We start from the raw sequence: 21,525 nt of genomic DNA, 5'->3' as shown, positions 1-21,525 counted from the left end.
GATTGCCGTCCGGCAGATAGCGCCCCAGGTCACCGGTCTTATACAGCCGATCGCCTTCCACAAAGGGGCTGGCGATGAACCGCTCCGCCGTCAGCTCGGGCCGGTTCAGGTAACCCCGCGCAACGCCCGCCCCGCCGATATAGAGCTCCCCCACCGCCCCGAACGGGACGGGCGCACCATGACCGTCCAGCAGATACACCCGCGTGTTCGCAATCGGACGCCCGATCGGGACAACTGACCCATCAAAGTCATCGGGACAACTCCAAACCGTCGCGCAGACTGTTGCTTCGGTCGGGCCATAGGCGTTGACGATAGATGCCGAGGCCAGACTTCGGACGAGTTCAGCTTTCGGCAGTTCGCCAGCAAGAATGAGAACTTGCGATGCCAAACATCCCGGATCCCTGCTTGCCTGAAGCAAGGCTGGGGGTAATGTCGCATGGGTTATGGCTTCGCTTCGCAGGTAATCCGATAGCTTGTTACTCGCCTGGCGGAGCTCGTCCGCAGGCAAGTGTAATGCGGCGCCTGAGCCAAACGCCATGACAAGCTCCCAAGCACTTGCATCAAAGCCGAAGGAGGCGAACTGCACAACACGGCTATTCGAACAGACGCCAAAAAGCCCGATCTGAGCCAACCCGAGATTGACCAGACTTCCATGCTCGACCATGACGCCCTTTGGGGTTCCGGTGGAGCCTGAGGTGTAGATGACATAGGCGAGATGGCGCGCGGTCAGGCCAATGGCGCGCGGCTCGGGATCGCAGGCGGGCAATTCGGCCCAGGCTGGTGTCGCCGTCTCCAGATCGACCACGCTCACATCGGCCAGCGCCTCGGCGCCGAGCGCAGCGCGGCCGGCCGCGTCGCAAAGCAGCAGCTTGGGTGCGGCATCATCGAGAACCTGCCGCAACCGCACCGACGGATAGGCCGGATCGAGCGGCAGATAGGCGCCGCCGGCCTTGAGGATCGCCAGCACACCAAGCACCATCGCCGGGCTGCGCTCCAGGCAGATCGCCACCGGCTGATCCGGCTTTACACCCAAGGCGATCAGATGGTGGGCCAGCCGGTTGGCCTGGGCATTGAGCTCGCCATAGCTCAGGCGCTCGTCCTCATGGACCACCGCCACCGCCTCCGGCGCCTGGCGCACCTGCGCCTCGAACAGCTCATGGATGCACCGCTCCGAAGGATAGGCCGCCGCCGTCCGGTTCAACTCCTCCAACAGGTAGGTGCGCTCGTCAGCCGGCAGGATGTCCAGATCGCGCACTGGCCGGCCTGCATCGGCCAGCACACTATGCAACAATGTTTGTAAGTGCTGCGTCATGCGGTCGATCTGCTCCGGTGCCAATCGACTTGCATCAAAATGCCATCGAAAGCTCCCATCCAGAGCGCAAAGCTCGAATGTCAGCAAATCACCGGATAGGGTTGTCTCAGAACTCGCGTTCGAAGCTAGATCGCCAGCGGCAGAACAGCTATCTGCTGTAATCGTGATGCCAATCGGCCAGGGCCGGTGCGACCGTAGCGCCTCCACACCTCGCACTGTCCGGCAGCGCGCGATAAGATCCCGGGCAAAGCTAGCGTGCGCCCTCAGCTGAGCGCATTCGCCCGCCACAGCTTTGCGCATTTCCTCAAAATCATGTGCAAGATCAATGGTAACTTCCATCGGCACGACAGAGGCGATAAGCACCTCCACCGCTTTCAAACCGGCTCGCAGTCCATCCGGCGCCGGCGTCCATCCCAGTTGAAGCTCTGTTTCTCCCGTGATGCGGGCGAGATAGATCAGCCAAGCCGTTACCAAGTATTCCGTGCGATCATTTGGCGACAGCTTAGCCAACGCACTTGCAATGAACCACGAACTCGACTGCCGTTTGGGCGGCGCCCCAGCTACGCACGACGACAGGAAAGGAAACTGCAATATTCTAAGCTGCTCAAGCCGCTGTCGCCAAAAATCCTCTGAAGGCGCCAGCAATTCATGGGCGGCAGTTATGCTCTGCGCCTGTTCATCGCTCAAAATTGGCAGGCGATCACCTTCATTCAGATTGGAATGCCTGGCGAGGTCTCGCGCGTCCAGCGCCTGACCATCGGAGCTGCCAAAGCAAACCTCAACATCCTGCGTACCCGTCGCCACCCGCCAGTGGCTGGAGTGGATTTCAAGCAGGCAACCTGCCGGAATGCCCGAGCGTCGAGGCAACACCTCCAGGCGTCTGACTGTGACAACCTCATCGCCTACGAGCGTCTTGGGCAGACACAATGGATTGGGATGATACGGGCCAAAGTCTAGGGCACGCGTCATCGCTGACAGGTCTTGCGCGGATCGATCCCATCGCAGACAGCCTGCCGCATCTGGGCGTCGACGTCTTGGAAAATAGCTTCTGTTCACCAGCGCTTGCGGATAGGCGGTAAGCTCTCCCTTCGCCAAACCAGTTAGAAGCTCGCGGAATCCCTCGACAGCGGCCTCATAACATTTGAGGTTCAGGGTCAGTGCCGTATCGGTGGGCGCAATCAGCACTTGGCGATGGACCACGACGTCACCCGTATCAACACCATCATCGATACGATGCCACGTGATGGCATACTCGCTCTCCTGGGCCAGCAGCGCCCAGGACGTCGCGTGAGTTCCTGCATACCGTGGCAGTGGACCGTCGTGGAAATTGAAAGCACCTTGTCGGGCTCGCCCAAACACGCCCGGTGGCAATATAAGCGGATTGGCAACGGAGAAAATCCAATCCACCGGCTCCGCGTTCAGAAGAGAGCAGAGCTCGTCAACACTCGCAATACACGGGATATTGGCGCGAGCCGCCCAATCCGCGAATATAGCGTCGCCACATAGCACTGCGCGAATGTCGTGGCCCACCTCCATTGCCAGCTGCGCGCAGCTGATAGCAAGCGTACCATTGCCAACAAAGACGCTGGAGGAGATTGATCGCGCTGCAGGTTGTGGCCTATCCCGATCGCCTGGTTCGCAAGCGCTTGCGCGCTCCGGTGAAGAGTGAGGTGCCATCTTCATCCCTCGGCCAGTCCATCCACTAAGCTGGGCAGTTCCCGCCCCAACCGGCGCGCCACATAGCGGCCTAAACCTGTCACACTGGTTCGGATTTGCTCGGGAGTAACCGCGCTGAATGCTAATCGAATCCGGCAGTCTTGAGAGTTATCCAACGCAAAGAAGCTCATCGGCATAACAATGACATTGTCACACCTTGCACACTCGTCCGCGCTGTCCGCGCCAAACCGGAAAGGAAGATCAAGAGACAGGAAAAAGCCGCCAGAGGGTCGATTCCATCGAATCTGCTCGGGGAAAGGCGAAAACACACTGTCCAGCTGACGCACCATGACGTCGCGATTTGTACGATACCAATCCAGCGCGGGGCGAATCCAGCCACGCAAGCTTACTGCCTGCTCGATCAAGAGTCCCGCCACAATCGCTTGTGTAATATGGCTTGTATTGAGGGTAATGAAACTCTTGAGCTGGACCAGGTTTTCCCAAAGTGCCCGGCAAGCGCGCGCGTCTCCAAATATTGTATCGGGCAGTGTCGCAGCTCCCACGCGGAGAGCTGGGCTCAAGGTCTTGGAGAATGTGGACAGGTAAATAACACTTCCTGCCCCATCCAAAGCGGCCATCGGAGGGATCTCATCACCTTCATACCGAAATAGCCGATACGGATTGTCCTCCAGAACGATGATCCGATTTCTTGCGCACACTTGAAGGATATCGCATCGTGAGGCCTTATCGAGGACGCGCCCGGTCGGATTGTCAAAATCGGGAATGAGGTATAGAGCGCGGGCCCTCCGACCACTCTGGCGCAATTGTAGGACGGCGAGTTCGACTGCCTCTGCAACGCAAGGCACTGAGTTGCACAATGCTGTAACGGCGACCCTTGCGGCCTTAGCTGCACCGGTCGCACCAATATACGTGGGATTGCAGACTAGGAGCACATCGGCAGCTTCAGGGCACAGCGCCGGGAGGCAGAGTGCGAGCGCTTCCTGGCATCCTGAGGTGATCAGTACGCGATCCGCCCTCGCGGGAACCCCCTCATCAGACCGGACCTGTTGCGCAACGAGCTCGCCGATAATGCCGGCGGTTCGTCCATACTGCAGCAAGTGCGACAATAATCGCCCGCCCCCGTGACCGCCAGCTGAATAGCGTTCATATACCACTAGTGCATTCAACAGCACCTGGGGGTCGAGCTTGTCGAAGAACCGCTCACTCGGTCTGCCAGACGCCAGCGAGACTGCCGAGGGAAACGCACTCGAGACTTCGTTCAAAAAATTCATAACTGAACATTGCGATCTGTGATCCAACATCGAACCCTGCGTAGGACTATCGGCGAGCTGAGGACCACACCAGTCTCAGAGCGACGACATCATTGAGGCCCAAGGGCTCACGCATTTTCACGGTTTATTCGCCAGAATGATCAAGCTGATCAAAAAGGCACCCATCGTTTGATTGATGAATCCATCCTGCGCGCCTGAGTGCATGTCTTCGAAGCTGAGCCGCCTCTCAAAGCGAGAGGACTCGCACCCTATGAAGTTGGCAAACTGCGTCTACGCACACCTAGAGCTGACTGGATTTTTGGTAGTCATGAGACGATTTCTCCTCAACCGCGACCCAGATACACCATGACCGTGCAAGTGCCGTGCCAAAGGAAAATCACGCCAAAACAATTAAGTGGCGCTACTAAGATGACTAGTGTCCGACATTGTCGGACATTGGACGCAAGCATCTGAGGAAGGCTCGAGTTTGTCGCGCGCGTGCGGGTTGTCGGACAGGACGCTGCCAGGTTCAGGCCAGAAGCTCTAAAGGCGATACCGTGGCGATCCGGGCGGTGGAGGTACGCTGCGACTTCGCGATTGCTCAACGCGCGCCACGGCGAACAGAAACGGCCGAGGATAATCACCGCTGGATGAAAGTTCAGTGGCATGTATGGACGTATATGGACCCCGCCCGATTGCAACAGGTCGGCTAGATCAAGATCGTCGGTCACAACTGCTGACGTATATCCGGCTTCCTGATGCGGCTGGACAACGTCGTCGCCGCGAGCCCCGATGGATTTTCGCGGGCTTCCACCTCATCGGCCCCTAGACATTGGCCGAAAGCCGGTCCACACACCAGGTTCGGGAAGCGACGGAATGACCGTTTCACCATCTCCAACCATTTTGCTGCAATTGCTGGGGTGAGACCTCCTTCTGTTATTCCTTCGTTTGCCGCTTCGCCTTAAGCTGCTTTCACCGATGGTGCGTGCTCGTAGACTGTGCCGCCCGAGAGCATGGCCCACACGATCCTCGCATTCTTGTTGGCGAGCGCGACAGCCGCGACATTGGGATGCCGCCTTTGCCGCAACTTACTAAGCCAAAGGCTTCGAGGATCCTGCTGCCCGCTGCTTTGCCGAGCGCAGCGCGAGCGCCATGGATCATCAATGTGCGCAGATAGCGATCGCCGCGCTTGCTGATACCGAACAGGCGGGCTCGCCCTCCACTGGATCGTTGTTTCGGCACGAGACCGAGCCATGCCGCAAACTGGCGGCCGTTCTTGAAGCAAGTTCGATCACCTACGGCAGCGATCAAGGCTGTCGCGGTCACAGGGCCGATACCTTCGATCTTTCCAAGCCGCTGACATAGTTCGCTGTTGCGAAAGAGCTCCCGAACCCGCCGATCATAAGATGCAATGCGTTGGTCCAGTTCGGCCAACTCCGTTTGCACTTCTCGGATCAGCACCCGCACCAATTCATTGAGACCATCGTCGCTGCCCCCCGTAATTTCAGCAAGGGCCCGGCGCAGCCGTGGGATGTCGCGGGCAATGACCACTCCATGCTCGGCTAGAAGTCCACGAACCTGATTAACGAGCTTGACCCGATCTGCAACCAGACGGCTGCGAATGCGATGAACCGCTTGAATCGCCAATTGATCGGCTGATTTCGGCGGAACAAAACGCATCGTCGGGCGGCCTACGGCTTCGCAAATCGCTTCAGCGTCATTCCGATCGTTCTTGTTGGACTTGACGTATGGCGTCACGAACTGAGGGCTGATCAGCCGAACCTCATGGCCGAGATCAGAAAGCACCCTTGCCCAATAATGCGCTCCGTTCGAGGCTTCCATGCCGACCAGACATCGTGGCAGATTGGCGAAGAAGGGGGCTACCGCATCGCGGCGTAGCGTTTTGCGCACGACAACTTTCCCGTGGCAGTCGACACCGTGAACCTCGAAGACGTATTTCGCTAGTGGATTGATCGAGACAAAGGAGTCCCGCAGGGATTCCATCCTGGAGCGTGGCATGCGAGGCTGCCGGGATGCGCACAGGTATCGGCATCGACGTAACGGCATCGGATAGGACGCGGCTTGAGGCGATCATTTTGGCGCGAAGTTCGCCCCAGAAGCATGTCTGGCGTGCGCGGATCATCCTGCTGACCGCCGATGGTCTGGGCACCGTGGCGATCATGACGGCGACGACCAAATCCAAGACCTGTGTATGGCGCTGGCAGGAGCGTTTCATGGCCGAAGGTGTCGATGGCCTGCTGCGCGACAAGACTCGGCCGCCTGGCATTGCGCCTCTGAAGCCGGGGGTGGTCGACAAGGTCGTGGCGCTGACGCTGGAGCCGCCCGATCACGAAGCGACGAACTGGACCGTCCGTGCAATGGCCAAAGCGGTCGGCATCGCGGCGTCTTCGGTTGTGAAGATCTGGCACGACCACGGTCTTGCGCCACATCGCTGGCGTCGCTTCAAGCTGTCCAATGACAAGGCCTTCGCCGAAAAGCTGCACGACGTGGTTGGGCTCTACGTCTCCCCACCCGCCCATGCCATCGTTCTGTCGGTCGACGAGAAAAGCCAGATCCAGGCGCTTGACCGCACCCAGCCGGGGCTGCCCCTGAAGCCTGGCCGTGGCGGCACGATGACGCACGACTACAAGCGCCACGGCACCACCACCCTGTTTGCCGCGCTCAACGTGCTTGATGGCTCGGTCATCGGGCGCAACATGCAGCGCCACAGGCACCAGGAGTTCATCCGCTTCCTCAACGCAGTCGAGGCCGAACTCCCGGCCACCAAGGCCGTCCACGTCATTCTCGACAACTACGCCACCCACAAGCAGCCCAAGGTCCGCGCCTGGCTGGCCAGACACCCACGATGGACCTTCCATTTCGTGCCAACATCGTGCTCCTGGCTCAACGCCGTCGAGGGCTTCTTCGCCAAACTCACGCGCCGCCGCCTGAAATACGGCGTCTTCCACTCCGTCGTCGATCTCCAGGCCGCCATCAACCGCTTCATCACGGAGCACAACCAAGAGCCGAGGCCCTTCATCTGGAAGGCCGATCCCGACGAAATCATCGCTGCCGTCAGGCGCGGGCACCAAACGTTGGAATCAATCCACTAGATCCAGGCCTATTCGAACGATCTGCATGACATCCTCCTTCGTTGCAGTTGGCGTTCGAGATTTCACCTCGCCTGGAGGGCGGGGTCCATACCATTGGCCTCCGCAGGCAAGGGCTTTCTGACGTTGCTGCCAGATTGGTCGGGTGCAGGCATGTATTCGGCCTTTGAGTGCGGCCTATTGTTGCCGCTGGCCCTGATGAAGTCCGCTGATCGGATCCCAGAAAGGTCAACGCGCTTTTAAGCGGCACCCACTGAGCGGGTTTGTCCGATCCCGGCTCGACCGTCCGTCATCACACCATCAGCGCCTCACCAATCTCGGCAATCCTTCTCGACTGCTCAAACGGCGGCCGAAGCCTCAAAGCGTCGTCCGGACATCATTAGCGCCCAAACGACCCGCGCCATTTTGTTCGCCAGGGCGACGGCGACGACGTTGTATGGCTTCTTCATCAGAAGATCGGCCGCCCAGCGAGTTGATGGCGCTTTTCCTGTTCGGCTGAAGCGGCGTACGGCATGGGCACCGACCACGAGAAGGCGGCGGAGATAAGGATCGCCCTGCTTGCTAATCCTGCCGAGACGGTCCTTGCCGCCCGATGAGTTCTGCCGCGGCACCAGACCTATCCAGGCCGCCAGCTGCCGGCCGGATTTGAAGAGCGCTACGTCTGTCACGGTTGCGGCGATAGCGCTTGCAGTGATCGGGCCGATTCCCGGAACTGTCTCCAGGCGTCGGCTCAGTTCATTCGAGCGATGCCAGGCATGAATCTGGCGATCCATCTCGCTGACCTTCTCGTGCACTTCCCGCAATTGCCCGATCAGCGGAAGAAGCGCCGACTGCGCAAGCGGCGAGATGAGATCGTGATCATCATCTTCAACCAACGCGATCAGCATTCCGACGCCAGCAACACCCTGGCGGGTCACGATGCCGAACTCCGCCAGGTGGCCGCGCAAGGCGTTCACCAGCATTGTCCGTTGCCGGATCAAGAGCTCGCGGACCCGATGCAGCATCAGTACGCTCTGTTGCTCCTCGCTCTTCACCGGAACGAAGCGCATCGTCGGCCGGGCCACACCGCCTCGCAGATCGCCTCGGCATCCGTCGCATCATTCTTCTGCCGCTTCACTTTACATATGGCTTGACGTAGGATGCAGGCATCAGCCGAACGTCGTGACCCAGTGACATAAGAACCCGAGCCCAGTGGTGCCCCGTCGCGCAAGCCTCGATGCCGATTAGGCACGGCGGCAATGCTTTGAAGAACCCAGCGACATCATCGCGGCGAAGCTTGCGACGGACAACGACAGCATCAGCGCCATTGACCCCGTGGACCTGAAACACCTGCTTGGCGATACCAGACCAATTGTGGTAATCTTCTCCATGGACGGCTCTCCCTCATGTGACTTTCGACAGCCACACTTTGGCACATTGCGATGCCGGGAGCGGAGGCCGTCCATCACATCAGGTCACCGTGCCTGGCGCAGATCAGGTGACGCTTTCCTTTTCGTCCAGTTCGTTCGCCTCGACCTGTTCGGCTTCTTTAAGCCCGAGGAGAAGCTGATCTTCAGTAAGTGTTTCGGCGCGTCGGCCCGCTGGCGCTGCAATCCTCTGATGATCTGGCGCAGATAGGCATTTTCCGCTTCGCGCGAAAGCACCATCGCTTTGAGCGCATTCAGGTCACTCGGGGCGCAGGTGCAGGCGGCACGGCCGGTCCAGTCCGCGAGTGTCAAACGGTCGAGAGCGATGTCTCGCCGCTTGCAGATTTTTGGCAGTCTGTAGAGAGTGAGGTGATCGGCGCATTTGGAGACGGCGACTAGGCTACGATCGCTTTTGTCGGAATGCCACCTTCGATCAGTCTTGCGGGACCCTGGTAGGCCGGCGGGCGCGCCTGAAGTCGGATCACCAGCATCGCTATAGAAACCGAGGGGACCACACCTCTTCGATCAGTATTTTCCAGCCTGCTCAAGTTGCTCGAAAAGCTCTTGTACGTTGTTTTCAAGAAATGCTTCCTCTCCGTTCCGATGGATGAGTTCAAAGCTTATCCCCGTATTAGGGCATCGAGAAGAGAATGCTTGTGTTAGGCCAGGTCCCTCAATAATGGTCGTGTCGAACGACAATCCCCGCGCTCTAAGCGTATTGACCGCCGCCGACACATCGTCGACAGCTAATGCAACATGAGCTAGACCTACCCCGTAATTTTGGACAAGTTGAGACACCTGCGACTCTGGCTCTGTGCCTTGGCAAAGTACAAAGCACATGTCGTTCCGAACCATGTCCGCACACACCATCCCAGTCTTCTTACCCTTTATATGCAAACGCCGCCTAAGCTTAAAGCCAAGGACATCTTGAAACAGGTGGATAGCGTCATCTAGTTTATGAACCGCCAAAGCTATGTGATCAATGCTGTGTAATCGAGGGTCATGATGGCCATTTGCCTCGATAGATACTTTCAGAGAGCCATCAGACGGCGAACCCACGGGATAAGTCATTTTTTTGAGTCCTTCTGTTTAGGTGACGCAGCCAATTTAATGATCAAGCCATAAGCTTGCTAACAGCCTGATTACACATGAGTAGCCTCGCGTACGGGAATGGTCCATTTTTGCGTGGTCGTGGGACAATTTCTGCTCAGTGTGAGCGCGTTTGTCGATGACTTGCATTTAACATGCCAACGGAAAAAACAGGCGCTGGCGTCTGGAGCGGTTTCGCCGCTGACAGGGGGCAGGTCAAGCCGGTCAGGTTCACGCGCTTTGAAGCGGTGGGATCCCGATCGTCTGGTCAGGATCATGCGCGCGGAGCGCAAGGCATGATCGCCTCAGGAGTTGTCGTTTACGTGTCGTGCCACCAGATCCGGAGAGCATGAGGAACTGTGGGGCGGTTGGTGGCGGAGGCTCTCTGAACGGGCCGGAACGGATGCGGTGCTTCTTGATCTTGTTGTATAAGGTTTTGCGGGTAATGCCGAGCGCGGCGGCAGCTTTGCCGCGGTGAAGCTTGTTCCGGCGCAACGCGTCGATGACCCATTCTCTCTCCGAAAGGGTCGTGGTCCCTTTGGTTGCCGGTTTGGCTCCAAGAACCGGAAGGACCCGTTCCGCCGTGATAATGTCTGCAGCCGCTCGAACAGCCGCCGCGAACCGAACCGAGACAGGGTTTTGGTGGTCAGCGAGCCGGACATGGCATCGTCATCGAGCAGTCTTTTGACCACCTCCCCCGCCCCCTTGGCGCGCAACTTTGGCATCACCGCAGCAAGCGGCTCGGCGCGCTGCGAAAGTTCTGCGGCCAGCCGCAAGGCATCATCCGCGCCCTGGGCCAGCGCCAGGCACGCCGCCCTTTCAAATTCTTTTTGCTCCCCCGGCCGAATCCGCTTGGCGCGACCGTCACCGGTTCGGAAGGCTAGAGCAAAAGCCTGGGCCATCAGCAGCGGCACCGGCCGCGGCCAGCGCAGCTTTTGCGCCAGAACCAGATCGGCGCACCACCACGCCAGCAATTCCGCTCCCGGCGACAGGGCAACAACACGGCTGGCGGCTGCCGCAGCTGTAAACGGCGCCGGCCGGCCGGCGCGCATCACATCGTCAATCGCACCCGGGAGATCGGCAAAACCGTCATCCCAGCGCAGCCCGAACTGATCGACCTTCAGCCAGCCTCGCGACGTCGATCGCCGGCGGCCGCGATGCCAGCTGCCGCCACGCAGCCAAAATGTTCCCGGCGGGGCCGGGATCGCCGTCAGCAGGACGCAGATACCAGGCATTGCGTAGCGCGGCCGCATCCTCGGAGCGGCCGGCTAGGCGCACGGCGGCAACGGCGCATTTCAAGGCAAGCCGCTGCCGCCAAACGCCGGCCCAGGCAGGCTGCGCGCGGGCGAGTGTGTCGAGGACACCCAGGGCGGCGCCGGCCTGGAAGGCGGCGTCGGCGTCGCTCGGCCCGCCGCCGGCGGCAAGCGCCCAGGCCGGGACGGTCGGCGGCGAGGCGGGACTGGCGGTCGCGGGATCGAGGTGAATCATGATTTCGAGGGTAAAGCGCCGGTGCGCTTTGCGCTAGAATTTTCGCGCCAAAACGCACAGCCTGTCGGCGTGATAAAACGAACGATAATGTTGCCTTATCGTTTGTTTTGTCCTTACGTTTGAAATGGCCGTTGTCGCCCGCGTTTCAACGGTCGCAGGAGAGTGTCAGCGACCTCTTTGAAGACTGGTGGTCATTAAAGGAGGGTGGACGATCACGGTGCACGGGCATATCTGCCACAGACGCTTTCAACCCTGCGGGCGCAAGTCTATCACCGGCCGGTAGAAGATCACACGCACCGACGGAACAAGCTGGTTGAGGTAATCGAAATCCCGAACATTGCCGGTCAGGACCGTCGCGCCCAGCAGACCGGCCTGGTGAAAGATCAGCGCATCGTTGAGGAAGCGGCGTTCATGCCCCTCCCCTTTCGGCAGACGGCTCAGCCGGAACAGCAGGCCGGCAAGCATGCCGGCGCGTCCCCAGGCGGTGGCGTCGGGTGCATGCAGCCGGTGCACTGGAATGTCTTCAATCGTGCCTGCAACCACTTTCAGGACCGACTTCGTCGTTAGATGCCCCGGATCGAGCCGGCCAAACAAATGGCTGAGCTCGGCAACGCATACGGCCGAGTGCTGACAGAGCCGATAGGTCAGAAGGTCATCGACCACTTCCGGCGTGCGTCCCTGCAGGACATTCAGATAGACACTAGTGTCGAGAAGCAATGCACCGCCGACAGGCGGCTGGTCCGCTGCCCAGGACAGAGCGGAATCCGGCCGCCGTTCCAGCCCCCCAGCACGCCGCTGTGGTTTGAGGGAACGCAGTGCGCTCCCGAGATCAAACGCCAAGATCAATGTCCGCGGAGATGCTGCCCTTGCGGCGGACGAGCCGGGCGCCAAAATCGTCCTCGAGGGCTAGCCGCGACAAGGCGAGCTCCAGCAGTTCGGTGTCGGAACTCACATGAGCGCGCTTCTTTGCCGCCTCGATCAATTCCGATGGTACCCTGCCCGACAGGCGTGTGTTCTTGGCCGCGCCGAGAAGGCCGACCGCCCTCGCCTGCTCAAGCACCAGACGGTTCCGGGTGTGGGCGATTCGCTCCTCGCTTTCGGCTGCCGTTGCGCCACGTATGCTCATCCTGGATTCTCCTCTGTTGAACGAAACATAAAGGATGTTGAACATGAAAGCAAGGATCGGCACTGAGAAAGAAGGCCCTAAGTCCTAAGAGGGTCATCACTGGATCGGACATGGCACGTCACCCAATGATGCGATAACCGGAACCAGCCGGTTGCCCGTACGCGACCGGATGCAAATCTCGGGAGCTATTGGTCAAGCACCTCGCGGTGGACAATTGGCGCTTTGGTCGCACGTTGGGGCTCTCAGAATCGCACCACTGTGACATTCAAATGATCGAGAGTTTCGATGGGCAGTCCCCGTAATTTCATGACGCCCATCGACGCGGTCGACACCAGCGACCTGCCTGACATTGTCGACGTCGTCATGGAAATGGGGCACCCGGATGAGGCTCCCTCCCCTCCCACGCAGGTCCTCGACTCGCGACAAGCATCACTGCCTGTGCATCTCGAAAAGCTGGCCGACCGCGCGCGCGATTACGTCGAGGCGGCGAGTTCGGCAAACACCCGTCGCGCGGTGCCGGCGCCAGGCGTTTGATCCGCTGCCGCCAGATCCACAAGTCGTCGGCCTCTACATCACGGCCCAGGCCTCAGGATCGGAACGGGACAAAAAGTCTGTGTCGACCATTGAGCGCCGCCTGTCGTCGCTGACCTGGAACTATACGCAACGCGGTCAACCGCTCGACCGGAAGGACCGGCATATCGCAACCGTGCTCGCCGGTATCCGCAATAAACACACCTCCCCTCCCCGTCAAAAGGAAGCCATCCTGCGCGACGATCTTGTCGCCATGCTGGAAACGCTCGATCGTGGCACGCTGCGCGGTCTGCGCGGCCGCGCCATGTTGCTTTTGGCTTTGCCGGCGGCTTGCGCCGCTCCGAAATCGTGGGCCTCGATGTTGCGCGCGATCAAACCGAGGACGGCTGCGGCTGGATTGAATTTTTCCTGGACAAGGGCATGCTGGTTACGCTGCGAGGCAAGACCGGCTGGCGCGAGGTCGAGATTGGCCGCGGCTCGTCCGATGCCACCTGCCCGGTCGTCGCCCTGCAGACCTGGCTGAAGCTGGCCCGCATCGCGCACGGCCCCCTCTTCCGCCGCGTCACGGGGCAGGGCAAAGCTGTGGGGGCCGAGCGGCTCAACGATCAGGAGGTGGCGCGGCTGGTCAAACGCGCGGCCTTGGCCGCCGGCGTGCGCGGTGATCTTTCCGAGGGCGAGCGCGGCCAAAAGTTTTCGGGCCACTCGCTGCGTGCCGGCCTCGCGTCCTCTGCCGAGGTTGACGAGCGCTACGTGCAGAAGCAGCTTGGTCACGCCTCGGCAGAGATGACACGCAAATACCAGCGCCGGCGCGATCGCTTCCGCCTCAATCTAACTAAGGCGTCAGGATTGTAGAGTGCGGTACGCCCCCCAGCCGCGGGTGACTCCGGATGCGCCGATCCACCCCGGCGCCACAGATCCAACGCTCAAGTTGATGGGTTTCTAAGGTTTATTGGAGCGGCGTAAGGCCTCCAGCTTGAAGAGCTGTTCCCAGCTGGGAACTCAAAGTACGGGTCGTGCGAGAAGTTTGCTTCTCATGAGTTCTCCAGGATCCTTCGCCGACACTTGGACTAGCCCCCGAGGGAAGTTGCCTGGCGGCTGCAGGAGCCTCTTGCTCGACGCTGGAGGAAAGTGCGCGTGGACAGGACGCCCACGTGCCAACGGTGCTGATTGCGGTCAAATCGCGTGGGACGCCTGGCGATAGATCCTAGCCGCTGAGTTGCCATTCACGAGGGTCGCTCGGCCCGGAAGGAATGCCTCGTTGCAGGGTAGGGGCCGTGGGGCGTCTAACTTGTCAGCCTGGGGGCGATCACCGAAGTGACATCGGAAGCGGCGCGGCATGGCTGCATCACAAACACAACCCATCGTCTCCGACCCAAAGGATGGTGACCCCCCTGGACTGCGAGCTCAGTGTCTCCTTCACAACGGGAATTTCGCCGCCGCGCCAATGTGGGGGGGAGGGGTGGATCTCTCCATGCGCCGAAACTTGCCTGCGCTTTTGTAAGGTCGTTGGCCGCCGTACGCGGAAGCCAGAGGGCATCCGGTACACCAACGTCGACTATCTACGAGAACAAAACGGGCAACGGGGCTCGCCCGTGCCCGATGCTGCGTGACCAACTTCATGGCTGTCGTTTTCAATGCCTGATGCGCGACTTTGACGGCACAGGGAAGCCAGCGATAACGAAAAGTTCCCAGCTGGGAACTGCCCTGTGTCCATTTGCTCGAATGCTCCGAATCGGGCATACCTCCAGTAACGGAAAAACCGCGTAATTCGAAAAGTTGGCGTAGTTGGCGTGGCGTTAACAGCTTGTTAACCACAGTCGCTATCAATAGGCGCTGGGTGCAAGAGGAGAATCTGGGTGACGCGGCATCTAAGTAGCCTTCAGTTCATGAATACCTTTTCGACGAAACTCGAGAAGGCACTCAACAATCTTTCGCTGGCTCAGTATCCTCCTGATGCGATTCGTACGATGCGCAAATTCACTTCGACGGAAGTGGCAGCATTGCTAGGAGTGACCGAAGCTTACATAAGGCAGGTCTCCTTGAAAGGGCAGGGACCTGAGCCAGAGACAACGACCACCGGAAAGCGCCTATATTCTGTGGAGCAGGTGCTGGACCTTCGGATGCACCTGGCGGAAAAGGCACGGAAGAAATGGATCAATCCTCGTCGTGTTAAAGGCGAGGATTGCCAGATCATCGCGATCACGAACTTTAAAGGGGGATCGTCCAAGACAGCGACCACTATTCACTTGGGTCATTGGTTGGCACTACGTGGATATCGCGTTCTAGCAGTCGACATGGATCCCCAGGCGTCGTTAACAAGTCTGCAAGGAGCGTTACCCGGATTTGACTACCGAGAAGGTGACACCCTTTACTCAGCGATTCGGTTTGATGATCCGGTGCCAACGGAAAAGATTATTCATCAGACGCACATCATCGGATTCGACGTCATCTGCGCCGGTCTTGAGCTGACAGAATTCGAGACGGCCGTCACCCTTGAAATGCGCAAGAGCGGTGGAACCAGTTTTCTGCTTCGAGTGTCACAGGCCCTCGAACAGATCGTCGACAACTACGACATCGTTCTTCTCGACTGTGCGCCGTCGCTCAATTTCCTGACACTTTCGTCGCTCACTGCCGCTACCGGAGTCCTAATCCCAGTTCCAGCGCACATGCTCGATGTCGACTCCACAGGGAAGTTTTTGGAGTTGGCCGCATCTTATATGCAAATCCTGGATGAGGCTGGTGCAGGCGCACGTTGGGATTTCGCCAAATTCCTCATCACAAAGTTTGAGGCCAACGACCACCCGCAAGCCAACATGCAGGCCCTAATGCGCCAAGTGTTTGGCGAGGATTTACTTCTGAATTCAGTCTCCAAATCCACTGCGGTTGCGGACGCTCTCACTTGGAAGCAGAGCCTCTATGAAGTGCAACGATCGAGGTTTTCGGCACCTAAAACTTATGATCGTGCAATCGAATCGATCAATGCCGCGAACGCGGAAATAGAAAGCCTCATCACAATGGCATGGAGGCGTGAACAGTGAGCCGTAAAGATTCTAAGGGCATGTTTGCTGCTGTTTTGGGGCAACTCGGGGAGGACAATTCGGAGGAGGGCGTCAGCCGCCGCACGTCATCGCCGCACCTGATGAAGGTGGCGGCTGGTGTTCGCCAAATGCAAGAGCGGAGCGATATCGCCGACAAGTTACTGAAGTCAGGCGAACAGATCATTGAACTCGATCCCGACAAAATACGGCCGTCGTCTATCACCGATCGATATGATGACGCCTACGAGATTTCCGCCATTGCTGAGATCACTGAATCCATGCGGGAGCGCGGTCAGATTGTGCCTGGATTGGTTCGGCCAGTGCAAGGCAAGGATGGCGAGTTTCAAATCGTCTATGGTCGCAGAAGATTAGCGGCAGCTAAGCAGCTTGGGATCGGATTCAAAGCGGCCGTCCGCGAGTTAACTGATGAACAAGCAGTCATTTTCCAAGGCGAAGAAAACACCGCTCGAGAGGATCTTTCATACATTGAAAAGTGCGCTTTTGCGCTTGCGCAGCAGGAAGCGGGATATAAACGGGACATCATCTGCGCTTCGCTGTCGACAGGAAAATCGCATGTCTCCGAGATGATCAAAATCGCCTCATCGGTCGACAAGAAGATACTGCAATCGATTGGTAAAGCTCCCGGGATTGGTCGAGGACGATGGCAGGAATTCTCGAACCGCTATTCCATAGACGGCTCACTCGCAAAAGCTTTCGATCTTATCCGCAAAAACAAATTCCGCGAGGCAACTTCCGACGACAGATTCATTATTCTGCTTGAGACGCTTCCATCGGATCATAATGCGATCAAAGAACCTGCGGGTCCGGCCAAGCCATCAAAGCCCAAGATTGCTATGAAATCCTGGGCTGCTCCAGACAAAACAGTCAGCGTCAGCCTCAAAGACAACGGAAAAACCACCATGATTGCCGTGGGAGAGGCTGAAGGATCGCGTTTCGCAGCGTTTATCGCCGGACAACTGGACGACCTGTTTGAGGCCTTTCGGAAGTCCATCACGAAACAAGGAGTCTGAAACCGCAAAAGAAAAAGGCCCCCGAACGGCAAGCCGTGGAAGCCTCTCTCTGAACTAAGCACTCTGAGAATCGCATCTCCACGAATCACTGTCAAGAGTCATTGGCGTCGTTTTGGCGAGCAGGTTTCTTTTGCCTAATCGAGGGTGAAAGAAAATGGAGACGAATATTGCAACGACGCCCTTTGGGCGGCGACCGATGACGCTTGGCATGATTTCAAGCCAAGTCACCGCAAGGGCGGTGCCGAGGGACGCGACCGTCCACAAATGGCATGTCTTCCAAGATATCAAGGACGCCAGGATCGCTCTGGGCGCCACCGATCGCGCTCTGGCTATTCTCGACGCGCTGTTGTCGTTCCATCCGGACACGGCGCTTTATGGCGACAGCGAACTGGTTGTATGGCCATCCAACGAGCAGCTGATCCGCCGCGCCAACGGAATGCCCCCAACGACGTTACGGCGGCACCTGGCCGTTCTGGTCGAGTGCGGCTTGATCATCCGTCGGGACAGCCCAAACGGCAAGCGCTTCGCCCGGAAGGGTCAGGGGGGCGAGATCGAGCAGGCCTATGGCTTTGACATCTCGCCGATCGTGGCGCGCGCTGAGGAGTTCAAGAATCTTTCGGAAGCGGTCAGATCTGAGAAGAAGGCCTTTCGTCTCGTTAAGGAGCGGCTAACCATATGCCGCCGTGACATCGTCAAGATGATCGACGCCGGGATTGAGGAAGGCGTGCCGGCGAACTGGGGCAGGGTCCAGCAGGCCTACCAGGCGATTGTCGGCCAGATACCACGCACCGCAACCAGACACACCCTCGAGGCGATTGCCGAGGAGCTTGAAGGCCTTTGGACTGAAGTGCGTGAGGCATTGGAATCATTTCTAAAAACACGGAAAGTGGACGCCAATGAGTCCCGAAATGGGCGCCACATACAGAATTCAAAACCAGACTCTAAATTTGAATCTGAAAGCGGCTCAGGAGATAAAGATGAAGCGGGCGGCAACGTTGCGGACACCGACAACGTACGGAGTCTACCGAAACGCGAACTGCCGCTAGGGATCGTGCTGGATGCCTGCCCGAACATGCTTTGGCTGGTGAAGGGCGGCGGCGGAATCCGTAACTGGCGTGAATTTCTGGCCGCGGCCGAGGTTGCCCGACCGTCCATGGGCGTCAGCCCGAGCGCCTGGGAGGAGGCGCGAACGGCAATGGGTGAGCAGCAGGCGGCGATTACCATTGCCGCGATCTACCAGCGGCAGGACCAGATCAACAGCGCCGGCGGCTATTTGCGCAGCCTGACAGATAGAGCAAAGGTCGGAAAGTTCTCGGTCTGGCCGATGGTGATGGCCTTGTTGCGGGCAAAGCTTGACACGTCGAAAGCTACCGGAAACGGAGCTGAAGCTGCTGCCGTCGATTTGGAGACGGCAGGCAAGATTGTGCGCACCGAATCCCGGCTGGAAATCAGCGATGCGTTGCGCCGCAGCCTCGACAAGCCGAGGCGCGGATCATGATCAGCCGGCGGGTTTCGATCCGCACTAGGACATGGACGGTGGCTGCAGCGCTTGTCGGGACGAGCGTCTTATGAGAGCATCGAAGGCATGAAAAACGAACAGGACCCGGAACCGACGCCCGATGAAACCGCCGGGATGGTCTGGTGGAATTCGCTTACCGAATCCGATCGTGCGGCTTGGCTGGCGCGGGCCGGCAGCGCTGTTCCAGCTGACGCCTGGGCCGTGTACAAGCGGCTCGGGAAAGTTGAGCGTCAGCCACGGACCGTAAACTGAGGACTGTTCTGCAGCGGGATGACGGTCAGCTCGCGGATAGTTCGGCGACGAGTCCAAGCCGGCGGGCTCGATCGAGCAGGTTCTTGACTGAGGAGGCAGACCATTTTGCGCTTCCTCGTGGGGTTCGCTCATGCAGACGCTCGAGCTGGCCCGCGATGTCGCGGAGCGACAGGTCTGGGTTAGACTGCGAAATCCCTGCCACAAGAGTCATCAGGCGATCTTCGGGAGGCAGAGGAGACGCCCGCTTTAGCAGTGTGGATTCGGCCAGGTGCTCGGTGACGAGCCACCTCACTGCCCGCCGCAGTCGTTCAGGCGTCCACTCGAGGCCGCGCTGCTTCAGGACCCGAGCGATATCGTCCCAGTTGTGGTCTGGTCGCATCCGGCGGACCGTCGGAAGCCACTGGTTCATCGTTGATTGTAGCCGTCGGCCATAGGCTGCCTTTTGCACTGCTGTCATCTTCGCCAGGGCTTCGGGCCTGCGCTCCCGGATACCAGGATTGCCTGGCAGTCGCCCCTTGGATCGTGCAGCGATGATGCCGGCCTTGGTTCGCTCCGAAATCAGCGCACGCTCGAGTTGGGCAACGGCGCCGAGTACCTGTAGCGAAAACATGCCCTGTGGCGTCGACGTGTCGATTGGATCTCGCAGAGATCGGAAATGCGCGCCCTTCTCAGCCAGATCCTCGATCACCTGAAGAAGATGGCTGACCGAGCGCGCAAGGCGATCGAGACGCACGACGACCAGGACGTCGCCGGCGCCGATGTCGCTCATCAACCGCAGTAGGGCCGGGCGAGCTCTCGACGCACCGGATCCATGTTCCTGAACGACGACGTCGCAACCGGCCGATCGCAGCTCAATCTCCTGCGCTTCCGTCGCTTGTTCGTCCGTCGACACGCGCGCGTAGCCGACTTGCCGACCTCTTGGTCGTCCGGAGCGTCGATCTTGCGCCTCACGGGCCATTCGCGTCGTCATCTCAGCATAGAAAAGGGGCGTTTGTACAAACACCGAAGATATCAGCAAACGATCGTTTGTAAACGTCTTTAGGCGGCCTTTGCATCGGCCCTACCGCCTCGGTGAGCCTGAAAAGCACCGTTTTTCGGCCTCCTGAGCGTCCCAGGGCGTCGTGCTGTACAGTCCCGATATGAGGTCATTATCGATAGTGAAAACGTCGACAGAGAAAATCCCATGCAAGTCAACTTAAGTGCCGGATAGCTTGACTGTCGCGAATCAGGCATCATGAAAACAATGGCTTACGCGCTCGATAATCTACCGCTGGAAACCCTGATCGGGCCGGTCGCGAAGGCGACCGAGGTTTTGGCGCGTCTCGACGAGCGGCTGGCCCGCTCTCCCGTCCGCGACGGTTTTGTCGAGCGCCAGCATTTTGCCGACGCGGCTTCCGCGCTCTGGCTCGAGGGCGAACTCGTCCACCTCGAGGACCTCGTGCTGCACGACTCCCACATGGACATCCGCACCCCGACCCATGAGCTCACCCGCGCGCATGCGGTGCTGCGAACCCGACGGCGGATTTTTGCGCAAGAACCGGACTGGGCGCTCAGCCGCGACGGTTTTTTGGCGCTGGCCGGCCGGGGCGGCGCGACGCCGGCATCGGCGGGCCAAAAAAGCCGGGACGGGGAGGGGGCTGGAACTGCCTCTGTTGAAGCCGACGGTCGCGATGACGCTGAGGCCGACCGGCTGGCCGAAGAATTTGCCGAGATCGATGCCGTCCTGGCGCGCTCGTCAAAGATTCTGAGTGGCGCCGGCGTGCCGGCGAAAGCGGCGCGCCCGGACGACCGGCCGGAGCCGCAAAACGGCCTGATCTACGATCTCGACTGGAATGAGGAAGAACGGCTGGCCGAATGGCAGGCTGTGCTCGCGGAAACGCGCGAGCAACCAGTCGTCCTGCGCGCTGCGATCCTGCTCGAGGCCTGGTCGGACATCGAGGTGCTGCAGCATGCCACGTGGCTCGGGCCACTGTTCGTCGCCGCGCTGCTGCGGCAGGAAGGTCTCGCCGCCCACCATCTCGCCAGCCTGCATCTCGGCGCGAAAACCGTTCCGCGGGAGCGGAGGCGGGCGCGCAATCGCGGCGATCGGCTGCTCGCCTTGCTCGATGCCATTCACGACGCCGCGCTGGCTGGCCTGAAGGAGCACGATCGGCTGGTGCTGGCGAAAAACCAGTTGGAGCGGCGGCTGCGCGAGCGCCGTGCCAGCTCGAAGCTTCCAGACCTGGTCGAGCTGGTCCTTTCGCGTCCGCTCGTCTCGACCGGCATGATCCAGGAGCGGCTAAAGGTGACAAAACAGGGAGCGCTCAACCTGATCGGTGAGCTTGGTCTGCGCGAGATGACGGGCAGGGGAAGGTTTCGGGCATGGGGAGTGATCTGAAACGAGCATCGAAAGGTTGCCGCCCTTGTCGTGGGCTATGACAAGAGGCGAAGCTACTGATAGTGCAACATTATCGTTCATTGTGTTGACCGACAGGCTGTGCGTTTTAACGCGAAATCGATGGCGAAAAGCGCACGGCCACTTTACCCTCCAAAATCATGATTCGCCTTGATCCCGCGACTGCCAGCCGCGCCGCGCCGCCGACCGTGCCGGCCTGGGCGCTCACGCCCGCCCGCGACGTCAGCGACACAGACGCCGCCTTCCGGGCCGGCGCCGCCTTGGGCGCGCTCGACACGCTCGCCCGCGCGCAAGCCAGTTG

The 21,525-nt window shown here is 59.5% G+C and carries 14 protein-coding genes and 5 pseudogenes; 7 read left to right on the top strand and 12 right to left on the bottom strand.

Annotated features, from left to right (window positions below):
* The 3 genes and pseudogenes from NKJ06_RS27360 to NKJ06_RS27350 form a co-directional block, all read right to left on the bottom strand.
* Nucleotides 1-2,719, bottom strand: a 2,719-nt coding sequence (locus tag NKJ06_RS27360) for an amino acid adenylation domain-containing protein (protein WP_352811264.1), incomplete at its 3' end; no start/stop codon positions are given.
* Nucleotides 2,720-2,991: 272 nt separating this feature from the next.
* The gene (locus NKJ06_RS27355; protein WP_352811266.1) at nt 2,992-4,260 is read right to left on the bottom strand and encodes an aminotransferase-like domain-containing protein; all 1,269 of its coding nucleotides are present in this window, start codon (nt 4,258-4,260) and stop codon (nt 2,992-2,994) included.
* 940 nt (nt 4,261-5,200) lie between these two features.
* Nucleotides 5,201-6,243 (bottom strand): annotated as a pseudogene (locus NKJ06_RS27350) (IS110 family RNA-guided transposase).
* A gap of 29 nt (nt 6,244-6,272) precedes the next feature.
* On the opposite strand from NKJ06_RS27350, the gene NKJ06_RS27345 reads away from it, so the two are divergent.
* On the top strand, nt 6,273-7,352 hold the full coding sequence (locus tag NKJ06_RS27345) for an IS630 family transposase (RefSeq protein ID WP_352811262.1): 1,080 nt from the start codon (nt 6,273-6,275) through the stop codon (nt 7,350-7,352).
* A gap of 335 nt (nt 7,353-7,687) precedes the next feature.
* Here the strand turns inward: NKJ06_RS27345 and NKJ06_RS27340 are convergent.
* From NKJ06_RS27340 to NKJ06_RS27305, 8 genes and pseudogenes are all read right to left on the bottom strand, one after another.
* Nucleotides 7,688-8,719, bottom strand: a pseudogene (locus tag NKJ06_RS27340) (IS110 family RNA-guided transposase).
* A gap of 300 nt (nt 8,720-9,019) precedes the next feature.
* Nucleotides 9,020-9,201 (bottom strand): annotated as a pseudogene (locus NKJ06_RS27335) (IS66 family transposase); the annotation flags it as partial.
* 79 nt (nt 9,202-9,280) lie between these two features.
* Nucleotides 9,281-9,826, bottom strand: coding sequence for a VOC family protein (locus tag NKJ06_RS27330; protein ID WP_352706559.1), 546 nt, complete (start codon nt 9,824-9,826; stop codon nt 9,281-9,283).
* Between the two features lie 249 nt (nt 9,827-10,075).
* A complete protein-coding gene (locus NKJ06_RS27325; RefSeq protein ID WP_352706557.1) occupies nt 10,076-10,339 on the bottom strand; it encodes a helix-turn-helix domain-containing protein in 264 nt (87 codons plus the stop codon).
* Between the two features lie 152 nt (nt 10,340-10,491).
* Nucleotides 10,492-10,908 (bottom strand): annotated as a pseudogene (locus NKJ06_RS27320) (DUF1403 family protein); the annotation flags it as partial.
* A gap of 25 nt (nt 10,909-10,933) precedes the next feature.
* Complete coding sequence (locus NKJ06_RS27315; protein ID WP_352811260.1) at nt 10,934-11,332, bottom strand: DUF1403 family protein; 399 nt, start codon at nt 11,330-11,332, stop codon at nt 10,934-10,936.
* 246 nt (nt 11,333-11,578) lie between these two features.
* Nucleotides 11,579-12,172 carry a type II toxin-antitoxin system VapC family toxin gene (locus NKJ06_RS27310; RefSeq protein WP_352811258.1) on the bottom strand — a complete coding sequence of 198 codons (594 nt, stop codon included), beginning with the start codon at nt 12,170-12,172 and terminating at the stop codon, nt 11,579-11,581.
* Complete coding sequence (locus tag NKJ06_RS27305) at nt 12,162-12,458, bottom strand: hypothetical protein (RefSeq protein WP_023749475.1); 297 nt, start codon at nt 12,456-12,458, stop codon at nt 12,162-12,164. Before NKJ06_RS27305 ends, NKJ06_RS27310 begins: the two co-directional genes overlap by 11 nt.
* Nucleotides 12,459-12,743: 285 nt before the next feature.
* On the opposite strand from NKJ06_RS27305, the pseudogene NKJ06_RS27300 reads away from it, so the two are divergent.
* The 5 genes and pseudogenes from NKJ06_RS27300 (at nt 12,744) to NKJ06_RS27280 (ending at nt 18,829) form a co-directional block, all read left to right on the top strand.
* A pseudogene (locus NKJ06_RS27300) lies at nt 12,744-13,841 on the top strand (site-specific integrase).
* A 1,004-nt stretch (nt 13,842-14,845) separates the two neighbouring features.
* A complete protein-coding gene (repA, locus tag NKJ06_RS27295; protein WP_023749471.1) occupies nt 14,846-16,027 on the top strand; it encodes a plasmid partitioning protein RepA in 1,182 nt (393 codons plus the stop codon).
* On the top strand, nt 16,024-17,058 hold the full coding sequence (gene repB / locus NKJ06_RS27290; RefSeq protein ID WP_352811256.1) for a plasmid partitioning protein RepB: 1,035 nt from the start codon (nt 16,024-16,026) through the stop codon (nt 17,056-17,058). The genes repA and repB overlap by 4 nt, the downstream gene beginning before the upstream one ends.
* Before the next feature lie 154 nt (nt 17,059-17,212).
* Entirely contained in the window at nt 17,213-18,556 is a 1,344-nt protein-coding gene (gene repC / locus NKJ06_RS27285; protein ID WP_352811254.1) for a plasmid replication protein RepC, read from the top strand.
* A gap of 87 nt (nt 18,557-18,643) precedes the next feature.
* Nucleotides 18,644-18,829 carry a hypothetical protein gene (locus NKJ06_RS27280; RefSeq protein ID WP_032937087.1) on the top strand — a complete coding sequence of 62 codons (186 nt, stop codon included), beginning with the start codon at nt 18,644-18,646 and terminating at the stop codon, nt 18,827-18,829.
* A gap of 25 nt (nt 18,830-18,854) precedes the next feature.
* Here NKJ06_RS27280 and NKJ06_RS27275 read toward each other — a convergent pair whose 3' ends face one another.
* Complete coding sequence (locus NKJ06_RS27275; protein ID WP_352811252.1) at nt 18,855-19,787, bottom strand: recombinase family protein; 933 nt, start codon at nt 19,785-19,787, stop codon at nt 18,855-18,857.
* A gap of 285 nt (nt 19,788-20,072) precedes the next feature.
* Between NKJ06_RS27275 and NKJ06_RS27270 the strand changes: the two genes are divergently transcribed.
* Nucleotides 20,073-21,206, top strand: coding sequence for an RHE_PE00001 family protein (locus NKJ06_RS27270; protein ID WP_352811250.1), 1,134 nt, complete (start codon nt 20,073-20,075; stop codon nt 21,204-21,206).
* Nucleotides 21,207-21,525 lie beyond the last annotated feature (319 nt).

It is taken from the genome of Mesorhizobium sp. M0293 (assembly GCF_040321735.1).
GTDB lineage: Bacteria > Pseudomonadota > Alphaproteobacteria > Rhizobiales > Rhizobiaceae > Mesorhizobium.
Note: the sequence above shows the minus strand (reverse complement) of the source record. Positions and strands in the feature narration are given on the sequence as shown.